Genomic DNA, 24,714 nt, shown 5'->3' with positions numbered 1-24,714 from the left:
TCCAGAAGCCGGCGCCACGGGCGCTTCCGCTACCCTGCCGCGTCATGTACTACGACGACGACGCTGATCTCAGCCAGCTCGACGGCAAGACCGTCGCGATCATCGGCTACGGCTCCCAGGGCCATGCCCACGCCCTCAACCTGAAGGACTCGGGCGTCCAGGTCGTCGTAGGCCTTCGTCCCGGCTCGTCGAGCATCGCCAAGGCCAAGGAGCACGGCCTCGAGGTGCTGGACCCGGTCGATGCCGCCAGCAAGGGCGACATCATCATGATCCTCGTCCCCGACGAGCTGCATCACGACGTCTACGCCGAGCTCAAGGACGGCGTCGCCAGCGGCAACCTGCTGCTGTTCGGCCACGGCTTCTCGATCCACTACGGCGAGATCGAGCCGCCGGAGGACGTCGACGTCGCGCTCGTCGCCCCGAAGGGTCCCGGCCACCTCGTCCGCCGCCAGTACCTCGAGGGCTCCGGCGTCCCGGGCCTGATCGCGATCCACCAGAACGCGACCGGCAAGGCGAAGGAGCTCGCGCTCGCGTACGCGAAGGGCATCGGCTGCACCCGCGGCGGCGTGATCGAGACCTCGTTCAAGGACGAGACCGAGACCGACCTCTTCGGCGAGCAGGCCGTCCTCTGCGGCGGCACCTCCGAGCTGGTGCGCGCGGGCTTCGACACGCTCGTCGAGGCCGGCTACGACCCGCGCATGGCCTACTTCGAGGTCCTGCACGAGCTGAAGCTGATCGTCGACCTGATGTACGAGAAGGGCATCGCGGGCATGCGGTATTCGATCTCGAACACCGCCGAGTACGGCGACATCACGCGCGGCCCGCGGATCGTCACCGACGAGACGCGCGCGGCAATGAAGCAGATCCTGGCGGAGATCCAGTCGGGCGAGTTCGCGCGCGAGTGGATCGCCGAGAACCGCGCCGGCCAGGAGAACTTCAACCGTCTCCGCAAGGAGCAGGCCGGCCACGCCGTCGAGACGACCGGCAAGGAGCTGCGCGCCAGCATGGACTGGATCGACTCGGCCTTCCACGAGTAGCCGATCGCGCCAGGCGACGCCTCGGCGCGCCTGCGGTTTCACGGGCGCCCCGCGGGGCGCCCGTCGTCGTTCTAGGCTCCGGCCGCCGCCAGCGCGCGGTCCATCGCGGCGCCCGGCGACTCGACGACCGGGCCGTGGCCGACCGCCAGCCGCGCGGGATCGAGCCCGCGCAGCTCGCGCGCCGTCGCCAGCGCCGTCGGCCGGTGCCAGCTCGCCATCGTCGGGAACGGGAACGGCCACTTCGCCTTGCCGGTCGCCTGCATGCCGCCGAGCGTGACCCACGCGTCGCCGGCGATCAGCGTCCGCTCGCGCGGGTCCAGCAGCGCGATCTGGCCGGGCGTGTGACCCGGCGCCCGATGGACCTCGAGCGAGCCGACGCGGTCGCCGGGGGAGAGCAGCGTCGTCGGGCGCGTGGTCGTGCGGACGATCCTGCCGCCGCCGAGCGGCGGCTCGCCGGCCTCCATCGCGCGGTCGCCGTCCATCAGCCTCGCCTCGCGCGCGCCGACCAGCACCGGCACGTCGGGGAGCAGCGCGTGCAGCTCGTCGAGCGAGCCGGCGTGGTCGCTGTGCCCGTGCGTCAGCACGATCCGCGCGATCTCGCCGCCGGCCGCCCGCGCGCCCTCGACGATCGCCCTCCCGCTGCCCTTGACGCCGGTGTCGACGAGCGTGAAGCCGTCCTCCTCGCGCACGAGGAAGACGTTCACCGCCCCGAGCCGGGTCAGCTTGACGAGGTGGGCGCCGTGGGTGCTGGTGTTCATGCCGGTTGTGCCTCCGCGGGAGAACGGTCTCAGGCGAGACGCTAGTCTTCCCGCGCCGCCGATGACGACGATCAACCCTTGGAACGAGCCGATTCACATGACCGCTGAGCCCCTCCCGCAGGCCCCGAGCGCGACCCCTGAGGAGGTCGCGGCATGAGCGAGAGACTGAAGATCCTGGTGAAGGAGAAGCTCGCCGACAGCGGCGTCCAGCTGCTGCGCGAGCACTTCGACGTCGACCTCGGCGACAGCTGGAGCGACGACGAGTTCCGCGCGAGAATCGGCGACTACCACGGCATCCTGATCCGCTCGGCGACGAAGATGACCGAGGAGTACATCGCCCTCGGCAGCAACCTCCGCGTGATCGGCCGCGCCGGCGTCGGCGTCAACAACGTCGACGTCCCGGCCGCGACCAGACGCGGCATCATCGTCGCCAACGCCCCGCAGTCGAACGTCGTCACGGCCGCCGAGCACACGCTCGCGCTGCTGCTGTCGCTGGCGCGCAACGTCCCGCAGGCCGACGCCTCGCTCAAGGGCGGCAAGTGGGAGCGCTCGAAGTTCGGCGGCGTCGAGGTCTACGAGAAGACGCTCGGCGTGATCGGCTTCGGCCGCATCGGCCAGCTCGTCGCCGAGCGCGCGAAGGGCTTCGGCATGAAGGTCGTCGCCTACGACCCGTTCGTCGCCTCCGACCGCTACCGCGACCTCGGCGTCGAGAAGGCCGAGACGATCGCCGACGCCGTCGGCGACGCCGACTTCATCACCGTCCACCTGCCGGTCACGCCGGAGACGCGCGGCTCGCTCGACGCCGACTTCTTCGCGCACGTGAAGGAGGGCGCGCGGCTGATCAACTGCGCGCGCGGCGAGCTGGTCGACGACGCGGCGCTGAAGGCCGCGCTCGACTCCGGCAAGCTCTCCGGCGCGGCGCTCGACGTCTTCCCGAGCGAGCCGATCACCGACTACCCGCTGTTCGACGGCTACCCGAACGTCGTCGTCACGCCGCACCTCGGCGCCTCCACCGCGGAGGCCCAGGATCGCGCCGGCGTCCAGACGGCCGAGCAGGTGATCGCCGCGCTGACCGGCGGGACGGTCACGACCGCCGTCAACATCCCCGCGATCGCCGCCGAGGACATGGAGGTGCTCGGCCCGTTCGTGCCGCTCTGCCAGCAGCTCGGCAAGCTCGCCGTCTCGCTCGCGGACGGCTCGATCGACGCGCTCGAGCTGGAGTTCTTCGGCCGCATCGGCGAGCGCGACACGCGCCTGCTGTCGATCGCGGTCCTGCAGGGCGTCCTCTCCGGGCACACCGAGGAGGAGGTCAACCAGGTCAACGCGCCGAGCATCGCCGAGGAGCGCGGGATCGAGGTGACCGAGACCAAGCGCGCGACGGCGCGGGACTTCACCGACCTCGTGCGCGTCACGGTCGTCAGCGGCGACACGCGCCAGCGGGTCGTCGGCACGAACGTCGGCCGCCGCAACCGCCCGCACCTGCTCGAGGTGTGGGGCCAGCGCTTCGACCTGCAGCTGGAGCGAGACCTCGCGCTGTTCCGCTACGAGGACGTGCCGGGGATGATCGGCCGCGTCGGCTCGATCTTCGGCGAGAAGGGGATCAACATCGTCTCCGCCGCGGTCGGCCGCACGCCCGGCGACGACGACGGTCCCGCCCGCGACGGCAACGCGGTGATGGTCGTGACGACCGACGCGCCGGTCCCGGCGGAGGTCGTCGGGGAGATCGTCGCCGGCGCCGGCTTCCTCGACGGGCGCGCCGTCACGCTCTGACGCCGTCCCGGTGCGGGCGCGCCATCGGCGGCGCCCGCACCGGCTCGACGACGCTGGTAAGCTGCTCTGCGTTCATGTCGCGCCAGCTCGCCCTTCGACTTCTTCTCCTCCCCCCTCGGGGGGAATAGTGCGTGGCGGCCGCGTAGCCGCAAACCCAGCGAGAAGAGATCGAAGCACCGAGCCGACAAGGAAGAGCACGACATGACTCCCGCAGAGCAGGACCCCAACCGAGTACTGATCTTCGACACGACGCTGCGCGATGGCGAGCAGTCGCCGGGGATCTCGCTCAACACCAGCGAGAAGCTGGAGATCGCGCAGCAGCTCGCCCGGCTCGGCGTCGACATCGTCGAGGCCGGCTTCCCGATCGCCTCCCCGGGCGACTTCGAGGCCGTCCAGGCGATCGCCCGCCAGGTCGAGGGCCCGGTCATCGCCGGCCTCGCGCGCATCCACCCGGGTGACATCGACGCGGCCTGGAACGCGCTGAGAGACGCGCCGCGGCCGCGCATCCACACCTTCGTCTCGACCTCCGACATCCACATCGAGCACCAGATGCGCGCGACGCGCGCCGACGTGCTCGGGCTGACGCGGGCCGGCGTCGCGCACGCCAAGCAGTACGTCGACGACGTCGAGTTCTCGCCGATGGACGCGACCCGCTCCGACGTCGAGTTCACCGCCGAGGTGCTGCGGATCGCGATCGAGGAGGGCGCGACGACGATCAACATCCCGGACACCGTCGGCTACACGATGCCGCACGAGTACACGGCCTTCCTGGAGCGGCTGTACGAGCTGACGCCGAGCCTCAGAGACGTCGTCCTGTCGGTCCACTGCCACGACGACCTCGGCCTCGCGGTCGCCAACTCCTTCGCGGGCGTGCTGGCCGGCGCCCGCCAGGTCGAGTGCGCCGTCAACGGCCTCGGCGAGCGCGCCGGCAACGCGTCGCTGGAGGAGATCGTGATGCTGTTGCGCACGCGCAAGGCCGACGTCGGCCTCGACACGCGCGCCGTCACGACCGAGATCGCGCGCACGAGCCGCCTCGTCTCGCGCCTGACCGGCTACGCGGTGCAGCCGAACAAGGCGATCATCGGCCGCAACGCCTTCGCGCACGAGTCCGGCATCCACCAGGACGGCGTGCTGAAGCACCGCGAGACCTTCGAGATCATGGACGCGCAGTCGATCGGCCTCGACTCCAACTCGCTCGTGCTCGGCAAGCACTCCGGCCGCCACGCGCTGAGAGACGCGCTGGCGCAGCTCGGGATCGTCGTCGACGGCCAGGCGCTGAACACCGCCTTCAAGCGCTTCAAGGAGATCGCGGACAAGAAGAAGCAGGTCACCGCGATGGACCTGGAGGCGCTCGTGACCGACGAGCTGCGCGAGGAGATCCCCGCGTACTCGCTCGAGTGGTTCGAGGTCGAGGCGTCGTCGAGACGGCCGCCGCACGCGACCGTCGGCGTGAGACTGCCCGACGGCGCCGAGGCGACCGGCTCGTTCACCGGCGACGGCCCGATCGACGCGGTCTTCCACGCGATCAACGCGGCGACGTCGGTCGACGCGAAGCTGCGCGACTTCCGCATCGACGCGGTCACCAGCGGCCAGGACGCGCTCGGCGAGACGTCGGTCGTGCTCGAGGTCGACGGCGTCTCCGGCTCCGGCCAGGGCGTCTCGACCGACGTGATCGAGGCGGCCGGCCGCGCCTACGTGCGCGCGCTCTCCAACGCGGTCCGCCGGCGCTCCGTCGCCGCCGAGGCCGAGGAGGCGACCGCCGAGGCCGCCTCCCGCGTCACCACGCCGTAGCCCTCCTCGCCTCAGGCCGGCAGGCGCCCGTCGGACGGGCGCCGCGCCGGCCACCCCGCGCCGGCCGCCGTGCCGCGTCAGCCGCCGTGCCGCGCCGGCCGCCCCACGCCGTCCGCCGTGCCGCGCCGGCCGCCGCGCGCCGGCCGCCGCGCGCCGGCCGCCGTGCCGCGCCGGCCGTCCCGCGCCGACCGCCGTGCCGCGCCCGGTCGCCGCGCGCCGGCCGCCGCGCCCGTCCGGTGGCCGCCGGCCCGCTTGTCGCCGCGCGCTCACGCGGCGGCGATCTCGGCCGTCGCGCATCCGCGATGGGGCGCGAGGCGCCGGGCCTCGCGCTCGGCGGCGGCGACCGTCGCGGCCGGCAGCGCGCCGTCGAGCGCGGTCAGCTCGACCGCCAGCCGTCTGCCGCGCTTGCGGGCGCGCCACAGCGCCGCGGGGCGCCCGTCGACCAGCGCGACGCCCGGTCCGTTGATCGCCGCCCAGATCCGTCTGCGCGTGCCGGCGTCCGAGACGAGCAGCTCGCGGTCGCGCGCCAGCAGCAGCGGATCGCCGGCGGGGAGGAGGCGGACCCGCGGGGCGCCGGCGTCCGCGCCCGCCTGCGCGCCGCCCGCGCCCACGCCGCCCGCGCCCACGCCGCCCGCGCCCGCGCCGCGCGGGCCCGCGCCGCGCGGGCCCGCGCCGCGCGGGCCCGCGCCGCCTGCGTCCGCGCTGCCCGCGCCCGTTCCGCCCGCGCCCGCTGCCTCCAGCGCATCGCGGTCGGCGGCGAGCAGCCAGGCGGTCCCGCCGCCCTCCAGCTCGATCGCCTCCAGCTCGCCCGCGACCAGCGCCCACGCTCGCAGCGCCTGCGCCGGCGCGATCCCGGCCCACTGCGCGAACCGCGCGGGCGTCGTCGGGCCGTACCAGCGCAGGTGTCGGCGGACGACCTCGGCGGCCGCCTCGTCGCGGTTGACCGCCTCCGGAGCGGCCTGCGGCCCGAGCCACCGGTCGGTGCGGGCGAAGAGCGGCTGCCGCCCGGCCCGGCCGGCGATGCACAGCCGGCCGTGGAGGCTCGCCGCCACGAGCAGCCCGCGGCGGGCGTGGTGGCTCTGGCAGCCGTCGCACCACGGCAGCAGCTCGTCGGGCAGCCGCTCGCGCAGCTCGGCATGGAGGTCGTCGCGGCTGAGCGGACCGCCGTCGAGCGCCGCCTCGAACGCGGGGAGCGCGACGTCGAGCGCGGCCGCCGGGCCGACCCCCTCGCCGGCCGGCGGGATCGCCCGCCCCAGCAGGAACCGCCAGGAGGCCTCGTCGGCGGGCATCAGCCCGGCGGTGAAGGTCGCGACGTCGCCGGCGGGCACGAGCGCCGTCGCCGTCCGAGGGTTGTAGAGCGCGACGACGGTCCTGTCGTCGTGGAGCGCCGCGTCGAGCCAACCGACGCTGAGCTCGTCGCAGCGAGCGCTCAACGCCGCCGCGGCTGCGCCCGGCGGCGAGTCCTGGAAGGCCCAGCCGCCCGCGAGCGCGTCGAGCGGCTCGCGCGCAGGCCCGACGAGCCCTTGAGCGGCGAGGCGAAACGCGACGATCTGGCCCGAGGAGAAGCTCATGGCGCCCAGCCTACGACCGCCGCGCCGGCCGCGATTGGAGGAACGCGACACCCACGCCCGTCCCGCCGCGGCCCGTCGCGCCTCGCCGCCGCCCGTCGCGTCCCGCCGCCGCCCGTCGCGCCCCAGCCTCCGCACCCTGCATCCCCGCCGAACTCCGGTCGTTTGGGGGTCGTATGGAACCCCAGACGACCGGACTTCGGTCGCCGGCGCCTGGCGTCAGCTCGCGGACGCGAGCGCGAGGCCCTGGCGGAAGCCGGCGGCGAACGCGTGGGCGGCGTGGTCGTCGTCGCCGGGCGGTGCGGCGAGGACGGCGGCGGCCGGGCGGTCGGGCGCGACGATCGTCACCTCGGCGCCGCGGCGGCGCAGCGTCAGCGCCTCGAGCGCGGCGGCCGAGCGGGAGGTGGCGCGGATGACGCCATGCGGCGCGGCGTCGCCGGCGGCGCTGCCCGTCGGGTTGAGGCACAGCACCCGTGTCTCGCGGCCTGCCGGCGCGACGTCGATGCTGGTCGGGCTCCACAGCCCGCCGTCGACGTACTCGCGGTCGCCGATCCGCACCGGCCGGTAGAGCCACGGGACCGCGCACGACGCCTGGACCGCCTCGGCGACGGTCGCGGATGGAGCGCCCGGCGAGCCGAAGACGACCCGCCGGCCGCTCTCGCGCTCGACGCAGACGACGCGCAGCCGGCCGTCGAAGCGCAGCTTGTCGCGTGCGATCCGCCGGCCCAGCTCGTCGAGCGTCGCGCCCGGCCGCTCGATCCTCCCGAGCACGTTCGCGCGCAGCAGCGCCCCGGGCGGCCGCGTCGCCGCCAGCGCGTACGGCGCCAGCGGCGTCCCGGCGGCGCGCGCGACCCTCGCCGCGCCGCGAGGGACGACGCCGAGCACCCCGCGCGCCCGCGCCGGCAGCCCCCGCCGCCCGCCGCCCGCCTCCGTGCCACCCTCGCCGGCCGCTTCGCTGCCGCCCGCCTCCGCGTCGCCCTCGCCGGCCGCTTCGCCGCCGCCGCCCGCCGCGCCCGTCGACGCCGCGCCGGCGCCGGTCGCGCCCGCGTCGACAGCGTCGCCCGCGGACGGACCGCCGCCCGTCATCTTGTCGCCCGCCGCCGTCGGCAGCGCCGGCGCCGTGCCGGCCTCCGGCCGCTCCGGCGCGCGGCCGGCGAGCAGCGACGCGGCGACGATCGCGCCGGCAGAGGTGCCGACGAGGTGCTCGCAACGCCGGAAGTCGATGCCGGCCCCGTGCGCGAGCCCGGCGAGCACGCCGTGCATCCACCGCTCGCCGAGCGCGCCTCCGGCACCGAGCACGAGCACGTCGGGCCCGTCGTTCACCGCCCCCGCCCGTGCGTCTGATCGGCGGCCGGCGCGCCGCCCGCCACCGCCGCGCCACCCCGCGGCTCGGCGAGTCGCTCCGCCCACGCGGCGCGCTCGTCGGCGCCCATCGCGAAGGGGATGAACAGCTCGGTCAGCGCCGCGCTCAGGTCGGCGGGGGTGTGGGGCCGGTCGGACGGCGCGAAGCTGCCGTGCAGGCCGAGCCCGTCGGCGAGCGCGACGAACAGGCGCGCCCCCTCGGCAGCCCGTGGCGAGCCGGCGGCGGTCAGCGCGACCTCCGTCAGCTCGACGTAGGTCGCCACGCACTGCTGGGCGGCCTCGCGCAGGCGCGGCCGTCGCGACGCCTCCAGGTAGAGCTCGAACTGGACCCGCTTCAGCGGCCGCTCCCACGGCGATCCCTCGGCCAGCTCACGCGCGAAGTCGGCGGCGATCTCGGCCGGCGAGGCGGTCGTGCCGCGCAGCCGCTCGGCGAGCGCGCGCAATCGCGCCGCCTCCTCGGTGACGAACAGCATCAGCGCCTCTTCGAGCAGATGGTCGATCGACTCGAAGTAGTAGGTCGTCGTCGCGAGCGGGACGCCGGCTGCCTCGGCGACGGCGCGGTGGGTCGTCGCCTGCACGCCGCGCTGGTCGATCACGTCGAGCGCCGCCTCGAGCAGCTCGCGCCGGCGGCGCTCGCCGCGTGCCCGGCGCACCTTCGTCACGGAAGCCATCTCGCCAGAATCCTAGAGACCGCATGGTGACAAAGGCTGGACTTTTGTCCAGCTTCTGCCGTAGCATGCGCCAAGCCGTGTGCGATCCCGCACATCGCGTGCGGCGTCGGAGGAGAAACGGCACGTTCGTGCGGCCTTCCGGTCGCACGGAGTTGGAGGACGAAGGTGACGAAGGAACCGCGACAGCGCGGGACGCAGTCGTCCCGCGAGGCCCCGATCGCGCCGCAGACGCCCGACGAGCCGCGACCGCCCCTGCCCGGCGAGCCGTTCGGCGACCCCGCACCGGCGCCGAGCTTCGGAGGCATGGACCGACGCGGCTTCTTCGCGCTCGGCGGCGCCGGCGCCCTCTACTGCACGCTCGCGGCGACCGGCAACATCGGCAGCGACCCGAAGCAGACGCGCAAGGCCGTCGCGGCCGCCGACAAGGCGGCGTCGAAGGTGAGACGCCCGAGACGGATCGCGCTCGACCCGCGCGACCGCGACAGATTCCCGACGCCGGACCCGCAGCCGGGCGGCCAGGTGCGCGAGTACTGGGTCCAGGCCCGCTCGACGATGTGGGACTGGGCGCCGAGCGGCCGCGACGAGTGGATGAACGCGCCGATCCCGGCGAAGAAGAGAAAGCGCCAGTTCCGCGCGTTCACCTACCAGCTGTTCAGCCCCGGCTTCGTGCGGGCGCTCGCGCCGGCGACGATGCCCGGGCCGACGCTGCACGCCGAGGTCGGCGACACGATCGTCGTCCACCTCCGCAACGCCGACAGGCACTTCAACCAGGCGATCACGATGCACCCGCACGGCGTGCGCTACACGCCCGACTACGACGGCTCCTACTTCGGGCCGTTCACCCGCGTCGGCGGCTTCATCGCGCCGGGGGAGGAGTTCACGTACACGTGGGAGTGCCCGCCCGACTCGGTCGGCGTCTGGCCCTACCACGACCACGGGCCCAACCACACGCTCAACACCTTCCGCGGCCTCTTCGGCGCGATCGTCATCCGCGAGAAGGGGGCGAAGGCGCCCGACGTCGAGGAGATCGTCTGGTTCCACTCGCTCGGCCCGGAGGTGACCGGCCTCAACCGGGTGCTCCACTGCATCAACGGCTACGCCTACGCCGGCAACACGCCGACGTTCCGCGCGAAGGTCGGGCAGGACGTCGCCTTCCACGTGATCGGCGGCAACAACGACTTCCACACGTTCCACATCCACGGCCACCGCTGGAAGGACAACGGCGGGCAGCTCAACACCGACACGCCGACCGTCGGGCCGTTCGAGACGATCACGGCGCGGTTCGTCGAGGACAACCCCGGCCGCTGGATGTACCACTGCCATGTCATGTCTCACCAGGACGCCGGGATGGCGGGCTGGTACATCGTCGACCCGGCATGAGATCCGGGCGCGCGACACGAGAGGAGAGGTGCATGCGGCTCACGCGAGCCACGATCGCGGCACTGGCGATCGCGCTCACCGTCCCGGCGGCCGCCGTGGCGCAGAGCTATCCGGGCCCGTCCGACCCCGGCAAGGTCAGACCGCGCCCGGGCGGCAAGACGGTGACGTTCAAGGTCTGCACCAAGGCGCAGGCCAAGCAGCTGAAGAAGAAGCGGGGCAAGAAGAAGCCGAACTGCTCGCCGACGATCCAGGCGGCGGTCGACAAGACGCGCCCGGGCGACACGGTGCGCGTGCCGCCGGGCGTCTACCGGGAGAGCGTCACGATCGACGCCAGACATCCGCGGATCAAGCTGATCGGCTCGCCGAAGAACCCGCGCAGAACGGTGATCGACCTCGCCGGCCTCAGCAAGGCCAAGCGCCAGAACGGCGTGATCGTCAACGGCGCCCACGAGGTCACGATCAACGGCTTCTACGCTCGCAACTACCTCGGCAACGGCTTCTTCGCGATCAACGTCACCGGCTACAAGCTGACCAACCTCGTGGCCGGCTGGGGCGGCACCTACGGCGTCTACGCCTTCAACTCCAAGGGCGGCGAGATCTCCAACTCGGAGGCGTTCTACAACAACGACTCCGGCTTCTACATCGGCCAGACGCCGAAGCAGTCCAAGCCGATCCGCTCGATCGTCAAGAACGTCCGCTCGTGGGGCAACCAGCTCGGCTTCTCGGGCACGAACATGCGCTACACCACGATCACGAGAAGCCGCTGGTACAACAACGGCCTCGGCATCGTCCCGAACGCGCTCGACTCCGAGAAGTGGCCGCCGCCGGAGCAGAACGTCATCGCCGACAACGACGTCTTCTGGAACAACTTCAACTACTTCAGAGGCGCGCCGTTCGAGGTCCGGCAGGGCGCGAAGGGCCTGGCGTACCCGGTCGGCAGCGGCATCCTGCTGTACGGCAGCCAGAACACGAAGATCGAGAGCAACCGCGTCTTCGGCCACTTCCTCGTCGGGGTCGGGCTGGTCGACGCGATAGAGCTGAGAGACGACGACCAGGCGGCGATCCGCGGCGTCGAGGTGCGCGGCAACGTCTTCGGCCGCGACGGCACCGACCTCAACAACTACGACCTGTTCTACCCGGGCACGACGATCAAGGGCGAGAGCCGCGACGTCTGCTTCGCCGACAACGTCGGCGTCCAGCGGACGCTGCCCTCCGACGGCGCGACGATCAAGCCCTGCCCGTTCACGGGCGGCATCCCGATCAGCGGCGAGGCCTTCTCGACCGCGACGAGATGGCTGACCGACTCGACCCACGAGGCGGCCTGGGTCCGTCATGACCATCCGCCGTACGAGGGGATCAGACCGCTCGTCTACTACACCGGCAGAAAGTCGAAGTAAGGAGCCGCGATGTCCCGCCGCCTGATCGTCCTGCTCGCCGCCGTGGCGCTCGCCGCGCTCGCGGTGGCGCCGGCGCAGGGCGCCAAGAAGAAGCCCCGCAGCAAGACGGTCGGCGTGATCGACTACGCCTTCACCCCGGCGAAGATGACCGTCAGACCGGGGACGAAGATCGTCTGGAAGTGGAGCAAGGCCAACAGCGCCCCGCACGACGTGAAGCTCGCGAAGGGGCCCAAGGGCGTGAAGAAGTTCACCTCGCCCGTCTACACGGCCAGCATCTCGTGGTCGCGGACGTTGAAGGTGAAGGGCACCTACCGGCTGCTCTGCACCTACCACGCCAACATGCGCCAGACGATCGTCGTGAAGTAGCGCTTCGGGGGAGGAGCAGGGGCGCCGCCGGGCACGGGCGGCGCCCCGACCTCCCGCCGTCGCCCCGGCATCCCAGCGCCGGGGCGGCCCGCCCGCCCGCGGCCCACGCGACGGCCACGGTCGAGACGCGCGTACGTGATAACGTACAGCCGACCATGGCCGCCGTCGACGCCAACTCAGTCGTCGCGATCGGATCGCGCGTCCGCGCCCTGCGCGAGGCGATGGATCTGTCGCTGCGCGACCTCGCCGAGCGCTCCGGCGTCAGCGCCCCGATGCTGTCGCAGGTCGAGCGCGGCGAGACGAGCCCGACCCTCCAGGTCGCGGCCCGCATCGCCAACGGCCTCGACCTGCGGCTCTCGCAGCTGCTGCGCCTCGACGAGGACGGCGCCGTCACGATCGTGCGCGCCGACGAGCGCCGCAGAGGCCCGACCAGCGTCAGAGGCCACCGCTACGAGGTGCTGACCCCGCCGCTGCCCGGTCAGCGTGCCGAGCTGTCGCGCCACGTGCTCGACGGCGGCGCCGCGACCGGCGGCCCCGGCGACCCGCCGGTGCACGAGCCGGGCAGCCGCGAGACCGCGTTCGTGCAGAGCGGACGGGTCGTCCTCCACTGCGACGGCGCCGTCTACGCGCTGGAGGCCGGCGACACCGTCACGTTCGACGCCGACCTGCCCCACCACTTCGAGAACCCCGGACCGGAGGAGGCGTCGCTGCTGGCGATCGTCTCCGCCGGCCTTCGCCGCAGCTAGCCCCGCCGCCCCCGCCCCGCAGAAGGAGCCCCGCACCGATGCCAACGACGCTGTTCGACAAGATCTGGGCCGCCCACGAGGTGGCTCCCGGCCTGATCTACGTCGACCTCCACCTCGTGCACGAGGTCACCAGCCCGCAGGCGTTCGACGGGCTCCGCATGGCCGGCCGCAGCGTGCGCCGCCCGGACCGCACGCTCGCGACCGCCGACCACAACACGCCGACGGACGGCACGCCGGTCGCGCGGCTGATCAAGGACGAGCTGTCGCGCGTCCAGGTCGAGACGCTCGAGCGGAACTGCGCCGAGTTCGGCGTCCCGGTCTACTCGCTCGGCTCCGAGCGCCAGGGGATCGTCCACGTCATCGGCCCGAACCTCGGCGTCACGCAGCCGGGGATGACGATCGTCTGCGGCGACTCTCACACCGCCACCCACGGCGCCTTCGGCGCGCTCGCCTTCGGCATCGGCACCAGCGAGGTCGAGCACGTGCTCGCGACCCAGACGCTCGTGCAGAAGAAGCCGAAGTCGATGCGGATCCTCTACAGGGGCGACCTCGGCTTCGGCGTCACCGCCAAGGACCTGATCCTTGGCACCATCGGCCAGATGGGCACCGACGGCGCGACCGGCCACGTCGTCGAGTTCGCCGGCCCCGTCATCGAGAAGCTGTCGATGGAGGGCCGCATGACGATCTGCAACATGACGATCGAGGGCGGCGGCCGCGCAGGCATGATCGCCCCCGACGAGACGACCTTCCAGTTCGTCGAGGGCCGCCCGGCGGCGCCGCAGGGCGCCGAGTTCGACGAGGCCGTCCGCCAGTGGCGGACGCTGAAGACCGACGACGGCGCGACCTTCGACCACGAGATCGTCGTCGACGCCGCGGCACTCGCCCCGCAGGTCACGTGGGGCACGGCGCCCGACATGGTCACCGACGTCGCCTCGGTCGTCCCCGACCCGCAGCACGAGGGCCACGAGCGGGCGCTCCACTACATGGGCCTGGAGGCCGGCACGCCGATCCAGGAGATCAGACTCGACCGCGTCTTCATCGGCTCCTGCACCAACTCGCGGATCGGCGACCTGCGCGCCGCGGCGGAGGTCGTCAAGGGCCGCAAGGTCGCCAGCTCGGTCAACGCGATGGTCGTGCCGGGCTCGCAGGAGGTGAAGGCGCAGGCGGAGGCCGAGGGCCTCGACGAGGTCTTCAAGGCGGCCGGCTTCGACTGGCGCGTCGCCGGCTGCTCGATGTGCCTCGGCATGAACCCCGACATCGCCGCGCCCGGCGAGCGCGTCGCTTCGACCTCGAACCGCAACTTCGAGGGCCGTCAGGGCCGCGGCGCCCGCTCGCACCTGGTCAGCCCGCAGATGGCCGCCGCCGCGGCGATCGAGGGCCGTTTCGTCGACATCCGCGACTGGAGCTGAGCAATGGAGCCGTTCGAGACGATCACGTCGAGACCCGCCGTGCTGATGCGCGACGACGTCGACACCGACCAGATCATGCCCAAGCAGTTCCTGAAGCGGGTCGAGCGGACCGGCTTCGGCGAGTTCCTCTTCTACGACTGGGCCAAGGAGGACGGCTGGGACCTGCCGAGAACGCAGGTGCTGGTCACCGGCCGCAACTTCGGCTGCGGCTCCTCGCGCGAGCACGCGCCGTGGGGCCTGGAGGACTACGGCTTCAAGGCGATCGTCGCCGAGAGCTTCGCCGACATCTTCAGATCGAACTGCACGAAGATCGGCCTGCTGCCGATCCAGCTCGACCGCGCCACGGTCGAGGCGATCTCCGCGTCCGACACCGTCCAGGTCGACCTCGCCGAGCAGGAGGTCCGCTGGGACGGCGGCAAGGCGTCGTTCGAGATCGATCCCGACACCAAGCACCGCCTGCTGAACGGCCTCGACGACATCGCGCTGACGCTCCAGCAGGGCGAGGCGCTGTCGGCCTACGAGCAGCAGCGCGAGCGCTCCGGCCCCGTCACGACGGCGCTCTGAGCCCGGCACAGATATGACGAAGACCATCGCACTCCTGCCCGGTGACGGCATCGGGCCGGAGATCACCGCGCCGACGGTCGAGCTGCTGAACAAGCTCGGCGACTTCTCCTTCGAGGAGCATCTGTTCGGCGGCGCCTCGATCGACGCCCACGGCACCGCCCTCACCGACGAGGTGACGGCCGCCTGCCAGCGCGCCGACGCCGTCCTGCTGGCCGCCGTCGGCGGTCCGAAGTGGGACACGACCGACCCGGCCAAGCCGCGCCCGGAGCAGGGCCTGCTCGGCCTGCGCAAGGCGCTCGGCCTCTACGCCAACCTGCGCCCGGTCCGCCCGGTGCCGGCGCTGTACGACGCCAGCCCGCTGAAGCGCGAGATCATCGACGGCACCAACCTGCTCGTCGTGCGCGAGCTGACCGGCGGCTTGTACTTCGGCGACCGCGGCCGCAGAGACGACGTCGCCTGGGACACGATGATCTACTCGGTCGAGGAGATCGAGCGGATCGTCCGCACCGGCTTCAAGGCCGCCAGAAAGAAGCTGACGAGCGTCGACAAGGCCAACGTGCTCGAGTCCTCCCGCCTCTGGCGCGAAGTCGTCCTGCGCGTCCACCGCGACGAGTTCAGCCACATCGAGCTGGAGCACGTGCTCGTCGACAACGCGGCGATGCAGCTGATCTCCAACCCGACCGCGTTCGAGGTGATCGTCACCGAGAACATGTTCGGCGACATCCTCAGCGACGAGTCGGCGATGCTGACCGGCTCGATCGGCCTGCTGCCGAGCGCGTCGCTCGGCGGCGACGGCCCCGGCCTGTTCGAGCCGGTCCACGGCTCGGCCCCCGACATCGCCGGGAAGGGGATCGCCAACCCGCTCGCGATGTTCCTGTCGGCGGCGCTGCTGCTGCGTCACGGCTTCGCGATGGAGGACGAGGCGGCGGCGGTAGAATCGGCGGTCGATCGAGCGCTGGCCGAGGGCCTGCGGACGGCCGACCTGGGCGGAGACGCCAACACGGCGGACGCGGCCGCGGCCGTGCTGAACTACCTGTAAGGAGCAGTCGTGGAGCAAGCGGACCTCATCTGGATGAACGGGGAGCTCGTCGCCTGGGAGGACGCGAAGATCCACGTACTCACGCACGCGCTGCACTACGGCACCGGCGTCTTCGAGGGCATCCGCGCCTATGAGACGGAGCGGGGCACGGCGATCTTCCGCAACGACGACCACGTCGAGCGGCTGTTCAGATCGGCCGACCTCTACTACATGCCGGTGCCGTACACGCGCGAGCAGATCAAGGCCGCCACGCACGAGCTGATCGCGCGCAACGGCCTGCCGGCCTGCTACATCCGGCCGATCGTCTTCCGCGGCACGGGCGTCATGGGCCTCAACCCGCTCGACGCCCCCGTCGAGGTGGCGATCGCCGCCTGGTCGTGGGGCGCCTACCTCGGCGACGAGGGCAAGACGAAGGGCGTGCGCGCCAAGGTCTCCAGCTGGCGGCGGATCAGCGGCGAGTCGCTGATCCCGCACGCAAAGGCCTCCGGCCAGTACCTCAACAGCGTGCTGGCGAAGATCGAGAGCCACAAGGCCGGCTACGAGGAGGGGATCCTGCTCGACGACAACGGCTTCGTCTGCGAGGGGACCGGCGAGAACCTCTTCCTCGTGCGCGACGGCAAGATCATCACGCCGTGCGAGACGAACGGGATCCTCGACGGGATCAACCGCCGCTCGGTCGTGCAGATCGCCCGCGACGAGGGCTTCGAGCTGGTCGAGCGCAACATCGCGCGCGCCGAGCTCTACCTCGCGGAGGAGATCTTCATGACCGGCACGGCCGCCGAGCTGACGCCGATCCGCGAGATAGACGACCGCCCCGTCGGCGCCGGCGAGCCCGGCCCGGTCACGAGGAAGCTGCAGAAGATCTTCGACGACGCGCTCCATGCGCGCGACGAGCGCTACCTGCACTGGAACGACATCGTGCCGGTCGCGGCGGAGACCGCGTAGACTGCTCCGAGCGGTCATGACCTTCCACTCGTTCATCGGGCGAATTACCGGCGCGGCCGGCTGAGCGCGCGCAGCGTGCGCGCGCGTGCCGGTCGCCGCAGCCGACCGAACGCCCACCGAACGAGAATGGAACGCACGAGATGACCACGATCCAGCTGTACGACACGACCCTCCGCGACGGGATGCAGGGGGAGGGCATGTCGCTCTCCGCCGCCGAGAAGCTGCGCGTCGCGCACAGACTCGACGCGCTCGGCGTGCACATGATCGAGGCCGGCTTCCCCAGCTCCAACCCGAAGGAGCTGGAGCTGTTCGACCTGCTCTCGCGCGAGCGCTTCGAGCACGCGCTGATCGCCGCCTTCGGGATGACACGCCGCCGCGACGCGCGCGCCGAGGACGACCCGGCGCTGCGCGTGCTGGTCGACTCGTTCGCGCCGGTCTGCACGATCGTCGGCAAGACGTGGAGCCTCCATCTGGAGAAGGTCGTGAAGGTCGACCGCGACGAGAACCTGCGGATGATCGAGGAGTCGATCGCCTTCCTGCGCGCGGAGGGCAAGCGGGTCGTCTACGACGCCGAGCACTGCTTCGACGGCTGGCACGCCGACCGCGACTACGCGCTGCGCTGCCTGCGCACGGCCGCCGAGGCCGGCGCCGAGACGGTCGTCATGTGCGACACCAACGGCGCCCACCTGCCCGGCCAGATCGCGACCGCGGTCGCCGACGTCGTCGCCCATCTGGAGGGCACCGGCGTCCAGGTCGGCATCCACTGCCATGACGACGCCGGCGTCGGCGTCGCCAACTCGCTCGCGGCGGTCGGCGCCGGCGCGACCCACGTGCAGGGGACGATGAACGGCTACGGCGAGCGCTGCGGCAACGCCAACCTCGTCTCGATCGTCCCCAACCTGCAGCTGAAGCTCGGCCACGCCTGCATCAGCGACGAGCAGCTGGCGTCGCTGACGGCGACCTCTCACTACCTCGACGAGCTGCTCAACCGGACGCCGAACGCCGACGCGCCGTACGTCGGCAAGAACGCCTTCGCGCACAAGGGCGGCATGCACGTCGCGGGCGTGATGGCCGACGCGACGACCTTCGAGCACATGGATCCGGCGCTGGTCGGCAACCGTCGCGAGCTGCTGATCTCCGAGCTCGGCGGCAAGGGCACGGTGCAGGCGCGCGCCGAGGAGGCCGGCATCACGCTCGACGACGCCGCCTCGCGCCGGCTGATCGAGCGGGTCAAGGAGCTGGAGCACCGCGGCTACCAGTTCGAGGCCGCCGACGGCTCCTTCGAGCTGCTGCTGCGCAAGGAGGCCGGCGACTACGAGCCGCTGTTCACGCTCGAGTCGTGGCGCGTGATCGTCGAGCAGCGCGCCGACGGCAAGGTCGAGACCGAGGCGACGATCAAGATCTGGGTCGACGGCGAGCGCTACGTCCGCACCGGCGAGGGCAACGGCCCGGTCCACGCGCTCGACAACGCGCTGCGGGCCGTCCTCAGCGACACCCACCCGCATCTCGACGACACCGGCCTCGTCAACTTCAAGGTCCGCATCCTCGACGAGACGAAGGGGACCGAGGCGGTCACCCGCGTCCTGCTCGACGCCTCCGACGGCCAGGAGGTGTGGGGCTCGATCGGCGTCTCGGAGAACGTGATCGCCGCCTCCTGGTACGCGCTGGTCGACTCGCTCGAGTACGCCGTCCAGGACGGGCGCGAGGAGCAGGCGGCAGCCGCGCGCGCCGCCGGCGCCGGGAAGAGCGCCGCCCCGTGACCGTCGAGACGGAGACGATCCCGCTCGCCAAGCCCGTCATCGGCCCCAAGGAGGAGGCGCTCGTCCTCGAGGTCCTGCGCTCCGGCCAGCTGTCGCTCGGCCCGCGCCTCGCCGCCTTCGAGCAGGCCTTCGCCGCGCGGCTCGGCGTCGAGCACGCGGCGGCGGTCTCCTCCGGCACCGCGGGCCTCCACCTCGCGCTGCGCGCCGTCGGGGTGGAGGAGGGCGACGAGGTCGTGACCAGCCCGCTGTCGTTCGTCGCCTCCTCCAACGCGATCCTCTACGAGCGCGCGACACCGGTCTTCGCCGACATCGACCCGGTCACGCTCAACCTCGACGTCGACGCCGCCGCGGCGGCGATCACCGAGCGCACCCGCGCGCTGCTGCCGGTCCATATCTTCGGCTACCCGGCCGACACCCCGGCGCTGGAGGCCCACGGCCTGCCGATCGTCGAGGACGCCTGCGAGGCACTCGGCGCCTTCCACGCCGACGGCCTCCCGGTCGGCGGCCGCGGCCATCCGGCGGTCTTCGGCTTCTACGCCAACAAGCAGATCACGACCGGCGAGGGCGGCCTGATCGCGCTCGGCGACCAGCGCCACAAGGTCCGGATCGACTCCGAGCGCAACCAGGGCCGCGCGCCTGACATGGGATGGCTCGACCACGATCGGCTCGGCTTCAACTACCGGCTCTCCGACGTCGCCTGCGCGCTCGGGATCGCCCAGCTTGGCCGGCTCGACGCGATGCTCGCCGACCGCGCCCGCGTCGCCGACGCCTACCGCGCCGCCTTCGCGGCCGATCCCGTCGAGGACCTGACGCTGCCGTGCGAGGACCGCGGCGGTGAGCGCCGCGGCTGGTTCGTCTTCGTCGTCCAGCTGCCGCACCGCGTCGACCGCGACGCGACGATCCGCGCGCTGGCGGCGAGGGGGATCCAGAGCAAGCCGTACCTGCCGGCGATCCACCTGATGAGCTTCTACCGCGAGCGGTTCGGCTTCCGCGAGGGCCAGTTCCCGATCTGCGAGGACGTCGCCGCCCGCTCGATCGCGCTGCCGTTCTTCCCGGCGATGACCGAGGGCCAGGTCGCGCGCGTCGTCCGCGAGCTGCGCGCCGTGCTGGGCGCGTAGACTCGCCGGCCATGTCCCGCTTCTCCGAGCCTCAGCACCCCGTCTTCCAGCAGCTCAACGCGTCGATCGGCTTCGACTGGCGCCTCGGGCCCTACGACGTCGACCTGTCGCGCGCCCACGCGAAGATGCTCGCGGCGCAGGGGATCATCGGCGAGGACGACCGCGACGCGCTGCTGCGCGCGCTCGACGCCGTCGAAGGCGAGCTGCGGGAGGGGAGCTTCCCGTTCGAGCCCGACGACGAGGACATCCACATGGCGATCGAGCGGCGGATCACGCAGCTCGCCGGCAGCGTCGGCGGCAAGCTGCACACCGCCCGCTCGCGCAACGACCAGGTCGCCACCGACATGGCGCTGTTCACGCGCGCCCACGCGCAGGCGGCGCAGACGGCGATCAAGGCGCTGATGGGGGCCCTCGTCGACGCCGCAGAGCGCCACCTCGACTGGAAGATGCCGGGCTACACCCATCTCCAGCGGGCGCAGCCGGTCTATCTCAGCCACCACCTGCTCGCATACGTCTGGATGCTGGCGCGCGACCTGGAGAAGTTCGCCGCGGTCGAGCGGGCGACGGCGAGACTGCCGCTCGGCGCCGGCGCGCTGGCCGGGGTCAACTTCGACACCGACCGGCAGCTGGTCGCCCGCGAGCTCGGCTTCGCCGGCGTCGCGGAGAACTCGATCGACGCCGTCTCCAACCGCGACTTCGTGCTCGACTACCTCGCCGCCGCGGCGACCTGCGGCACGCACCTGTCGCGTCTCGGCGCCGAGATCGTGCTGTGGTCGAGCTCCGAGTTCGCCTTCGCCGAGGTCTCCGACGCGTGGGCGTCGGGCTCGTCGATCATGCCGCAGAAGAAGAACCCCGACGCGGCCGAGCTGCTGCGCGCGAAGGCGCCGCGGATCGCCGGCCACTTCGTCGCGCTCCAGGGCGTGATGCACGCGCTCCCGCTGACCTACAACAAGGACATGCAGGAGGACAAGGAGCATCTCTTCGACGCGGTCGACACGCTCGAGCTCTGCCTCGCCGCCGCGACGGGCATGATCGAGGGGATCAGATTCGACCGCGAGCGGATGGCCGAGGCGGCCTCCGACGAGTTCCCGGCCGCGACCGACGTCGCCGACCTGCTGGTCCGCCGCGGGCTGCCGTTCCGCGAGTGCCACGGGGTCGTCGCCGGCCTCGTCAAGCAGGCGGTCGACAGCGGCCGCACGCTGACGCAGCTGACGCTGGAGGAGATCCGCGCGCAGTCGCCGCTGCTCGACGAGGAGTACTACGCGGTGCTCGGCGGCGACCGCTGGCTGGAGTCGAAGGACTCCGAGGGCGGCACCAGCCAGCGCCGCGTGCGCGAGCAGCTCGACCGCGCCCGCGCCCTGCTGGCCTGACGCCTCGCCGCGGCCGCGGCGCCCGCCGCGGCCCCGCTGTCCAGCCGTCCCGCCCCGACCGCTCGCTCACCGCGCCGCTCTGCCCGACCGCTCGCAACCGCGCCCCAATGGAACCCGTCGCCACCGAGCCGCTGCCCCGCTCCTTCTACGACCGCCCGGTCGTCGAGGTCGCGCGGGACCTCGTCGGCTGCGTCGTGACCCACGGCGAGACCTCCGGCGTGATCGTCGAGACCGAGGCCTACCACGACTCCGAGCCGGCCTGCCACGCCTACGTCGGGCTCACGCCCCGCACCCGCGTGCTGTTCGGCCCGCCGGGCCACGCGTACGTCTACCGCTCCTACGGCATCCACGCGCTGCTCAACGCGGTCTGCGAGCACGAGGGCGTCGGGGCCGCCGTGCTGATCCGCGCGCTCGAGCCGCTGGCGGGCGTCGAGCTGATGCGCGATCGCCGCCGCCTGACACGCCCGGAGGATCTCTGCTCGGGGCCGGGCAAGCTGACGCAGGCGCTCGGCGTCGAGCTGGAGCTGAACGAGAGCGATCTCGTCGACGGCCCGATCGCGATCGCGCCGCGACCGCCCGCATGGGAGGGCGTCGAGCTGCTCGCCTCGACGCGGATCGGCATCACGAAGGCCGCCGAGCTGCCCTGGCGCTTCTGCGCCCGCGGCAGCCGCAGCGTCTCGAAGCCCTGGCCGCCGGGCCTGAACGACCGCCGCACCGCCCCGTCCCCGCGCCCGCGCGGCCGCCGCCAGCGCTGAACGACCGGCACGCCGGCCCGTCGCCGTGCTTGCGCCGCCAGCGCTGAGCGACCCGCACGCCGGCCCGTCCCCGCGCCCGCGCGGCCGGCGCTGAGCGACCGGCACGCCGGCCCGTTGCGGCGCTCGCGCGGCCGGCGCTGAGCGACCCGCACGCCGGCCCGTCGCCGCGCTCGCGCGGCCGGCGCTGAGCGACCCGCACGCCGGCCCGTCGCTCGCGGGCGGCGGCCAGCGCCCGGCGACCGCACGCCGCGCCATCTGCGTGCGACTGCCGCCGCCCACCCCGCGCTGCCCGCCAGCACCGCCCGCGCCGCGCTGCCCGCGGCCGCGGAGAACCGTCGCTACGGCGTCGGCGCCGCCGCGCCGCCGCCCGTGGCGGCGCCGCCGGTGCCCCCGCCGGTGGTGCCGCCGCCGCCGGCCGGCGCGCCGGTGTCGCCGCCGGTGGTGCCGCCGCCACCGGTGTCTCCGCCGGCGCCCGCGCCGGTGTCGCCGCCGGTCGTGCCGCCGCCGCCGCCGGCCGGGGCCCCGGTGTCGCCGCCCGTCGTCCCGCCGCCGCCGGCCGGCGCGCCGGTGTCGCCGCCGGTCGTGCCCCCGCCGCCGGTCCCGCCGGTGGTGCCGCCGGTTCCGCCGGTCGTCCCGCCCGTCGCGCCGTCGGTGCCCGCGGCCGTGCCGCCGCCGCTGGTCCCCTCGCTGTAGCCGCCGTCGCCGGAGGGCGCGGGCGCGGTGTAGAGCTCCGGCGCCTCGGTCGTCGAGGTCTCGTCGCTCTCCTCGCCGTCGTCCCCGTCGTCGCCCTTCAGCGCCAGGGCCTCGGCCTTGCGCTGGTCGAGGATCGCCTGCGCGGAGACCATGAAGTTGTGCCACAGCTGGGCCGGGTAGGTGCCGCCGGCGACCGGCTCCCCGGCGTACTGCGTCAGCATCGGGACCAGTCTGTCGGGATAGCCGACCCAGACCGCGACGGTGAACTGCTCGTTCCAGCCGACGAACCAGGCGTCGCCGTAGTTCTCTGTCGTGCCAGTCTTGCCGGCCGCGAAGCCGTCGATCTGCGCGTTCGTGCCGGTGCCGTAGGAGACGACCGTCTGGAGGATCTCCGAGGAGGTCTGCGCGGCGGCCGGCGAGATCACCTGCTTGGCCTGGAGCGACTTGCGGTTGTCGGCGATCACCTTGCCGTCGGCGTCTCTGACCATGTGGATGCCGATCGGGCCGCGTCTGGGCGCGCCGAGCTTGTCGTTCCAGACGCGCTTCCCGCCGGTCGCGAAGGTCTGGTAGGCGTGGGCCATGTCGAGCGGCGTGACACCCTCTCTCAGGCCGCCGAGCGTCATCGCGAGGTTGGTCGAGATCGGTGTGCGGATCCCCATCTTCCTCGCCACGCGCGCGATCTTCTTCGTCCCGACCTGGATGCCGACCTCGGCGTAGACGGCGTTGTCGGAGTTGGTCGTCGCGTTGCGCAGCGACGACGAGCCGGAGTACGAGTCGCCGTAGTTTCTGACGACGAACGCCTCCTTGCCGCCGGTCCCCGGGACGGGGAACTCCTTCGGCGCAGAGGAGTAGACGTTGTCCGGCGAGATCCCGCTCTCGAGCGCCGCCACGAGCGTGAACGGCTTGAAGGTCGAGCCCGGCTGGCGCTGGCCCTGCGTCGCGAGGTTGAACGGGCGGGTCGTGTAGTCCTCGCCGCCGACCATCGCGCGGACCTCGCCGGTCTTGTTGTCGATCGCGACGAGCGACGCCGAGGGCAGGCCCGAGCCGGGCGGCAGCAGCTGGCGGATCGAGTCCTCGGCCGCTCTCTGCAGGTCGAGGTCGAGCGTGGTCGTGATCTCGAGCCCGCCGCTGAACGCTCTGAACGGGTCGAAGTGGTCGACGACCTGCTGGCGGACCCAGCTGGTGAAGTACGGCGCCGCCGTCGGCTCCTGCGGCGGCGTCAGGTCGTCCTGCGTCGGCAGCGGGTCCTCGCGCCCCTCCTCGTACTCGGCGGGCGTGAGGTACCCCTGGTCGCGCATGTAGCGGAGCACGAGGTCGCGCCGCGCCTGCGCGTTGTCCGGGTTGTTGACCGGGTCGTACATGCTCGGCGAGGCGACGACCGCGGCGATCATCGCCGCCTCGGGCGGGGTCAGCTGCGAGGCGCACATGTTCGCTCTCGTCGAGCCGCACCCGCCGGCCTCGCCGTAGCCGTGGCGCTTGCCGTAGTAGACGCGGGCGGCCGACTCGATCCCGTGGGCGCCGTTGCCGAAGTAGATCTGGTTCAGATACTCGGTGAGGATCTTCTCCTTGCTCCACTTGCGCGTGAGGTGGTACGCCAGCGCCGCCTCGCGGAGCTTCTGGAACAGCGTTCGTCTGTTCTGCGCCTCGAGCGCGTTCTTGACGAACTGCTGCGTGATCGTCGAGGCGCCCTGGACCGCGCCGCCTCTCGTGACGTCGGCCCAGACGGCGCGCGCGATGCCCTTCACGTCGAAGCCGCTGTTCTGGTAGAAGCGCTTGTCCTCGATCGCGATGATCGCGTGCTTCATCGCGGGCGCGATCTGGTTGTCGCTGACGAGGACGACGTTCTGGTTGTTCTGCATGATCCCGAGCTTGCGGCCGCGGTAGTCGAGCAGAACCGAGTTGTTCTTGTTGTTCGCCTTGTACTGCTGCTCGTTCTCGAGGTCGGGCAGGTCGGAGGCGACCGCCATCATCATCCCGAAGACGGTCGAAACCATCGCGAGCAGCGAGAGCCCGGCGAGGATCGAGAACAGCCGGAGCTTCTTGATCTTCGGCTTCGTTCCCTCGCGCCGGCGACGACGCGGAACGGTCAGCCTGAAGCGGCGACGGCCCGGCGCGGGTGTGTTCCCATCGAAGCTCATACCTTCGTCCGGTGACTGAGGCCCCGTGTCCGCCGGAGCCGTCTCACCGGTTTGGCGGGCCATGGCGACGAGGCCCC

20 protein-coding genes are annotated in these 24,714 nt (G+C 72.6%); 15 read left to right on the top strand and 5 right to left on the bottom strand.

Annotated elements, in window-relative coordinates; genetic code table 11:
* Positions 1-44: 44 nt before the first annotated feature.
* Positions 45-1,037: a ketol-acid reductoisomerase gene (gene ilvC / locus BDZ31_RS16355; protein ID WP_183343405.1), complete on the top strand. Its 993-nt coding sequence runs from the start codon at positions 45-47 to the stop codon at positions 1,035-1,037.
* Positions 1,038-1,108: 71 nt separating this feature from the next.
* On the opposite strand, the gene BDZ31_RS16350 is transcribed toward ilvC, so the two are convergent.
* The gene (locus tag BDZ31_RS16350) at positions 1,109-1,795 is read right to left on the bottom strand and encodes an MBL fold metallo-hydrolase (protein WP_183343404.1); all 687 of its coding nucleotides are present in this window, start codon (positions 1,793-1,795) and stop codon (positions 1,109-1,111) included.
* A gap of 153 nt (positions 1,796-1,948) precedes the next feature.
* On the opposite strand from BDZ31_RS16350, the gene serA reads away from it, so the two are divergent.
* Positions 1,949-3,565: a phosphoglycerate dehydrogenase gene (gene serA / locus BDZ31_RS16345; RefSeq protein WP_183343403.1), complete on the top strand. Its 1,617-nt coding sequence runs from the start codon at positions 1,949-1,951 to the stop codon at positions 3,563-3,565.
* Between the two features lie 201 nt (positions 3,566-3,766).
* Positions 3,767-5,356, top strand: a complete 1,590-nt coding sequence (locus BDZ31_RS16340; protein WP_183343402.1) for a 2-isopropylmalate synthase — start codon at positions 3,767-3,769, stop codon at positions 5,354-5,356.
* A 266-nt stretch (positions 5,357-5,622) separates the two neighbouring features.
* Here BDZ31_RS16340 and BDZ31_RS16335 read toward each other — a convergent pair whose 3' ends face one another.
* From BDZ31_RS16335 to BDZ31_RS16325, 3 genes are all read right to left on the bottom strand, one after another.
* A complete protein-coding gene (locus BDZ31_RS16335; protein ID WP_183343401.1) occupies positions 5,623-6,927 on the bottom strand; it encodes a DNA glycosylase AlkZ-like family protein in 1,305 nt (434 codons plus the stop codon).
* Positions 6,928-7,143: 216 nt separating this feature from the next.
* Complete coding sequence (locus tag BDZ31_RS16330; protein WP_183343400.1) at positions 7,144-8,247, bottom strand: patatin-like phospholipase family protein; 1,104 nt, start codon at positions 8,245-8,247, stop codon at positions 7,144-7,146.
* Positions 8,244-8,957, bottom strand: a complete 714-nt coding sequence (locus tag BDZ31_RS16325) for a TetR/AcrR family transcriptional regulator (RefSeq protein ID WP_183343399.1) — start codon at positions 8,955-8,957, stop codon at positions 8,244-8,246. Before BDZ31_RS16325 ends, BDZ31_RS16330 begins: the two co-directional genes overlap by 4 nt.
* A 303-nt stretch (positions 8,958-9,260) precedes the next feature.
* Here BDZ31_RS16325 and BDZ31_RS16320 point away from each other — a divergent pair, with 303 nt between their 5' ends.
* The 12 genes from BDZ31_RS16320 (at position 9,261) to BDZ31_RS16265 (ending at position 21,806) form a co-directional block, all read left to right on the top strand.
* Positions 9,261-10,337: a multicopper oxidase domain-containing protein gene (locus BDZ31_RS16320; RefSeq protein ID WP_183343398.1), complete on the top strand. Its 1,077-nt coding sequence runs from the start codon at positions 9,261-9,263 to the stop codon at positions 10,335-10,337.
* A 32-nt stretch (positions 10,338-10,369) separates the two neighbouring features.
* The gene (locus BDZ31_RS16315; RefSeq protein ID WP_183343397.1) at positions 10,370-11,734 is read left to right on the top strand and encodes a right-handed parallel beta-helix repeat-containing protein; all 1,365 of its coding nucleotides are present in this window, start codon (positions 10,370-10,372) and stop codon (positions 11,732-11,734) included.
* A 9-nt stretch (positions 11,735-11,743) separates the two neighbouring features.
* Positions 11,744-12,100: a cupredoxin domain-containing protein gene (locus BDZ31_RS16310; RefSeq protein ID WP_183343396.1), complete on the top strand. Its 357-nt coding sequence runs from the start codon at positions 11,744-11,746 to the stop codon at positions 12,098-12,100.
* Between the two features lie 155 nt (positions 12,101-12,255).
* Positions 12,256-12,846, top strand: a complete 591-nt coding sequence (locus BDZ31_RS16305; protein ID WP_183343395.1) for a helix-turn-helix domain-containing protein — start codon at positions 12,256-12,258, stop codon at positions 12,844-12,846.
* A 38-nt stretch (positions 12,847-12,884) separates the two neighbouring features.
* Positions 12,885-14,255: a 3-isopropylmalate dehydratase large subunit gene (leuC, locus tag BDZ31_RS16300; protein WP_183343394.1), complete on the top strand. Its 1,371-nt coding sequence runs from the start codon at positions 12,885-12,887 to the stop codon at positions 14,253-14,255.
* Between the two features lie 3 nt (positions 14,256-14,258).
* Entirely contained in the window at positions 14,259-14,819 is a 561-nt protein-coding gene (leuD, locus tag BDZ31_RS16295) for a 3-isopropylmalate dehydratase small subunit (RefSeq protein ID WP_183343393.1), read from the top strand.
* Positions 14,820-14,832: 13 nt separating this feature from the next.
* A complete protein-coding gene (gene leuB, locus BDZ31_RS16290; protein ID WP_183343392.1) occupies positions 14,833-15,858 on the top strand; it encodes a 3-isopropylmalate dehydrogenase in 1,026 nt (341 codons plus the stop codon).
* A 9-nt stretch (positions 15,859-15,867) separates the two neighbouring features.
* A complete protein-coding gene (locus BDZ31_RS16285; protein WP_183343391.1) occupies positions 15,868-16,803 on the top strand; it encodes a branched-chain amino acid transaminase in 936 nt (311 codons plus the stop codon).
* A gap of 140 nt (positions 16,804-16,943) precedes the next feature.
* Complete coding sequence (gene cimA / locus BDZ31_RS16280; protein ID WP_183343390.1) at positions 16,944-18,563, top strand: citramalate synthase; 1,620 nt, start codon at positions 16,944-16,946, stop codon at positions 18,561-18,563.
* Positions 18,560-19,681, top strand: coding sequence for an aminotransferase class I/II-fold pyridoxal phosphate-dependent enzyme (locus BDZ31_RS16275; RefSeq protein ID WP_183343389.1), 1,122 nt, complete (start codon positions 18,560-18,562; stop codon positions 19,679-19,681). Before cimA ends, BDZ31_RS16275 begins: the two co-directional genes overlap by 4 nt.
* 11 nt (positions 19,682-19,692) lie before the next feature.
* A complete protein-coding gene (gene argH / locus BDZ31_RS16270) occupies positions 19,693-21,051 on the top strand; it encodes an argininosuccinate lyase (RefSeq protein ID WP_183343388.1) in 1,359 nt (452 codons plus the stop codon).
* A 107-nt stretch (positions 21,052-21,158) separates the two neighbouring features.
* Positions 21,159-21,806 (top strand): DNA-3-methyladenine glycosylase, encoded by a 648-nt coding sequence (locus BDZ31_RS16265; protein WP_183343387.1) that lies wholly within the window; start codon positions 21,159-21,161, stop codon positions 21,804-21,806.
* A gap of 338 nt (positions 21,807-22,144) precedes the next feature.
* Here the strand turns inward: BDZ31_RS16265 and BDZ31_RS16260 are convergent, their stop codons facing one another.
* Positions 22,145-24,637 carry a transglycosylase domain-containing protein gene (locus BDZ31_RS16260; protein ID WP_183343386.1) on the bottom strand — a complete coding sequence of 831 codons (2,493 nt, stop codon included), beginning with the start codon at positions 24,635-24,637 and terminating at the stop codon, positions 22,145-22,147.
* Between the last annotated feature and the right edge of the window lie 77 nt (positions 24,638-24,714).

Source organism: Conexibacter arvalis (assembly GCF_014199525.1).
In the GTDB taxonomy this organism is placed as follows: domain Bacteria; phylum Actinomycetota; class Thermoleophilia; order Solirubrobacterales; family Solirubrobacteraceae; genus Conexibacter; species Conexibacter arvalis.
The sequence above is the reverse complement of the archived record's forward strand: the minus strand, read 5'-3'. Positions and strand labels throughout refer to the sequence as shown.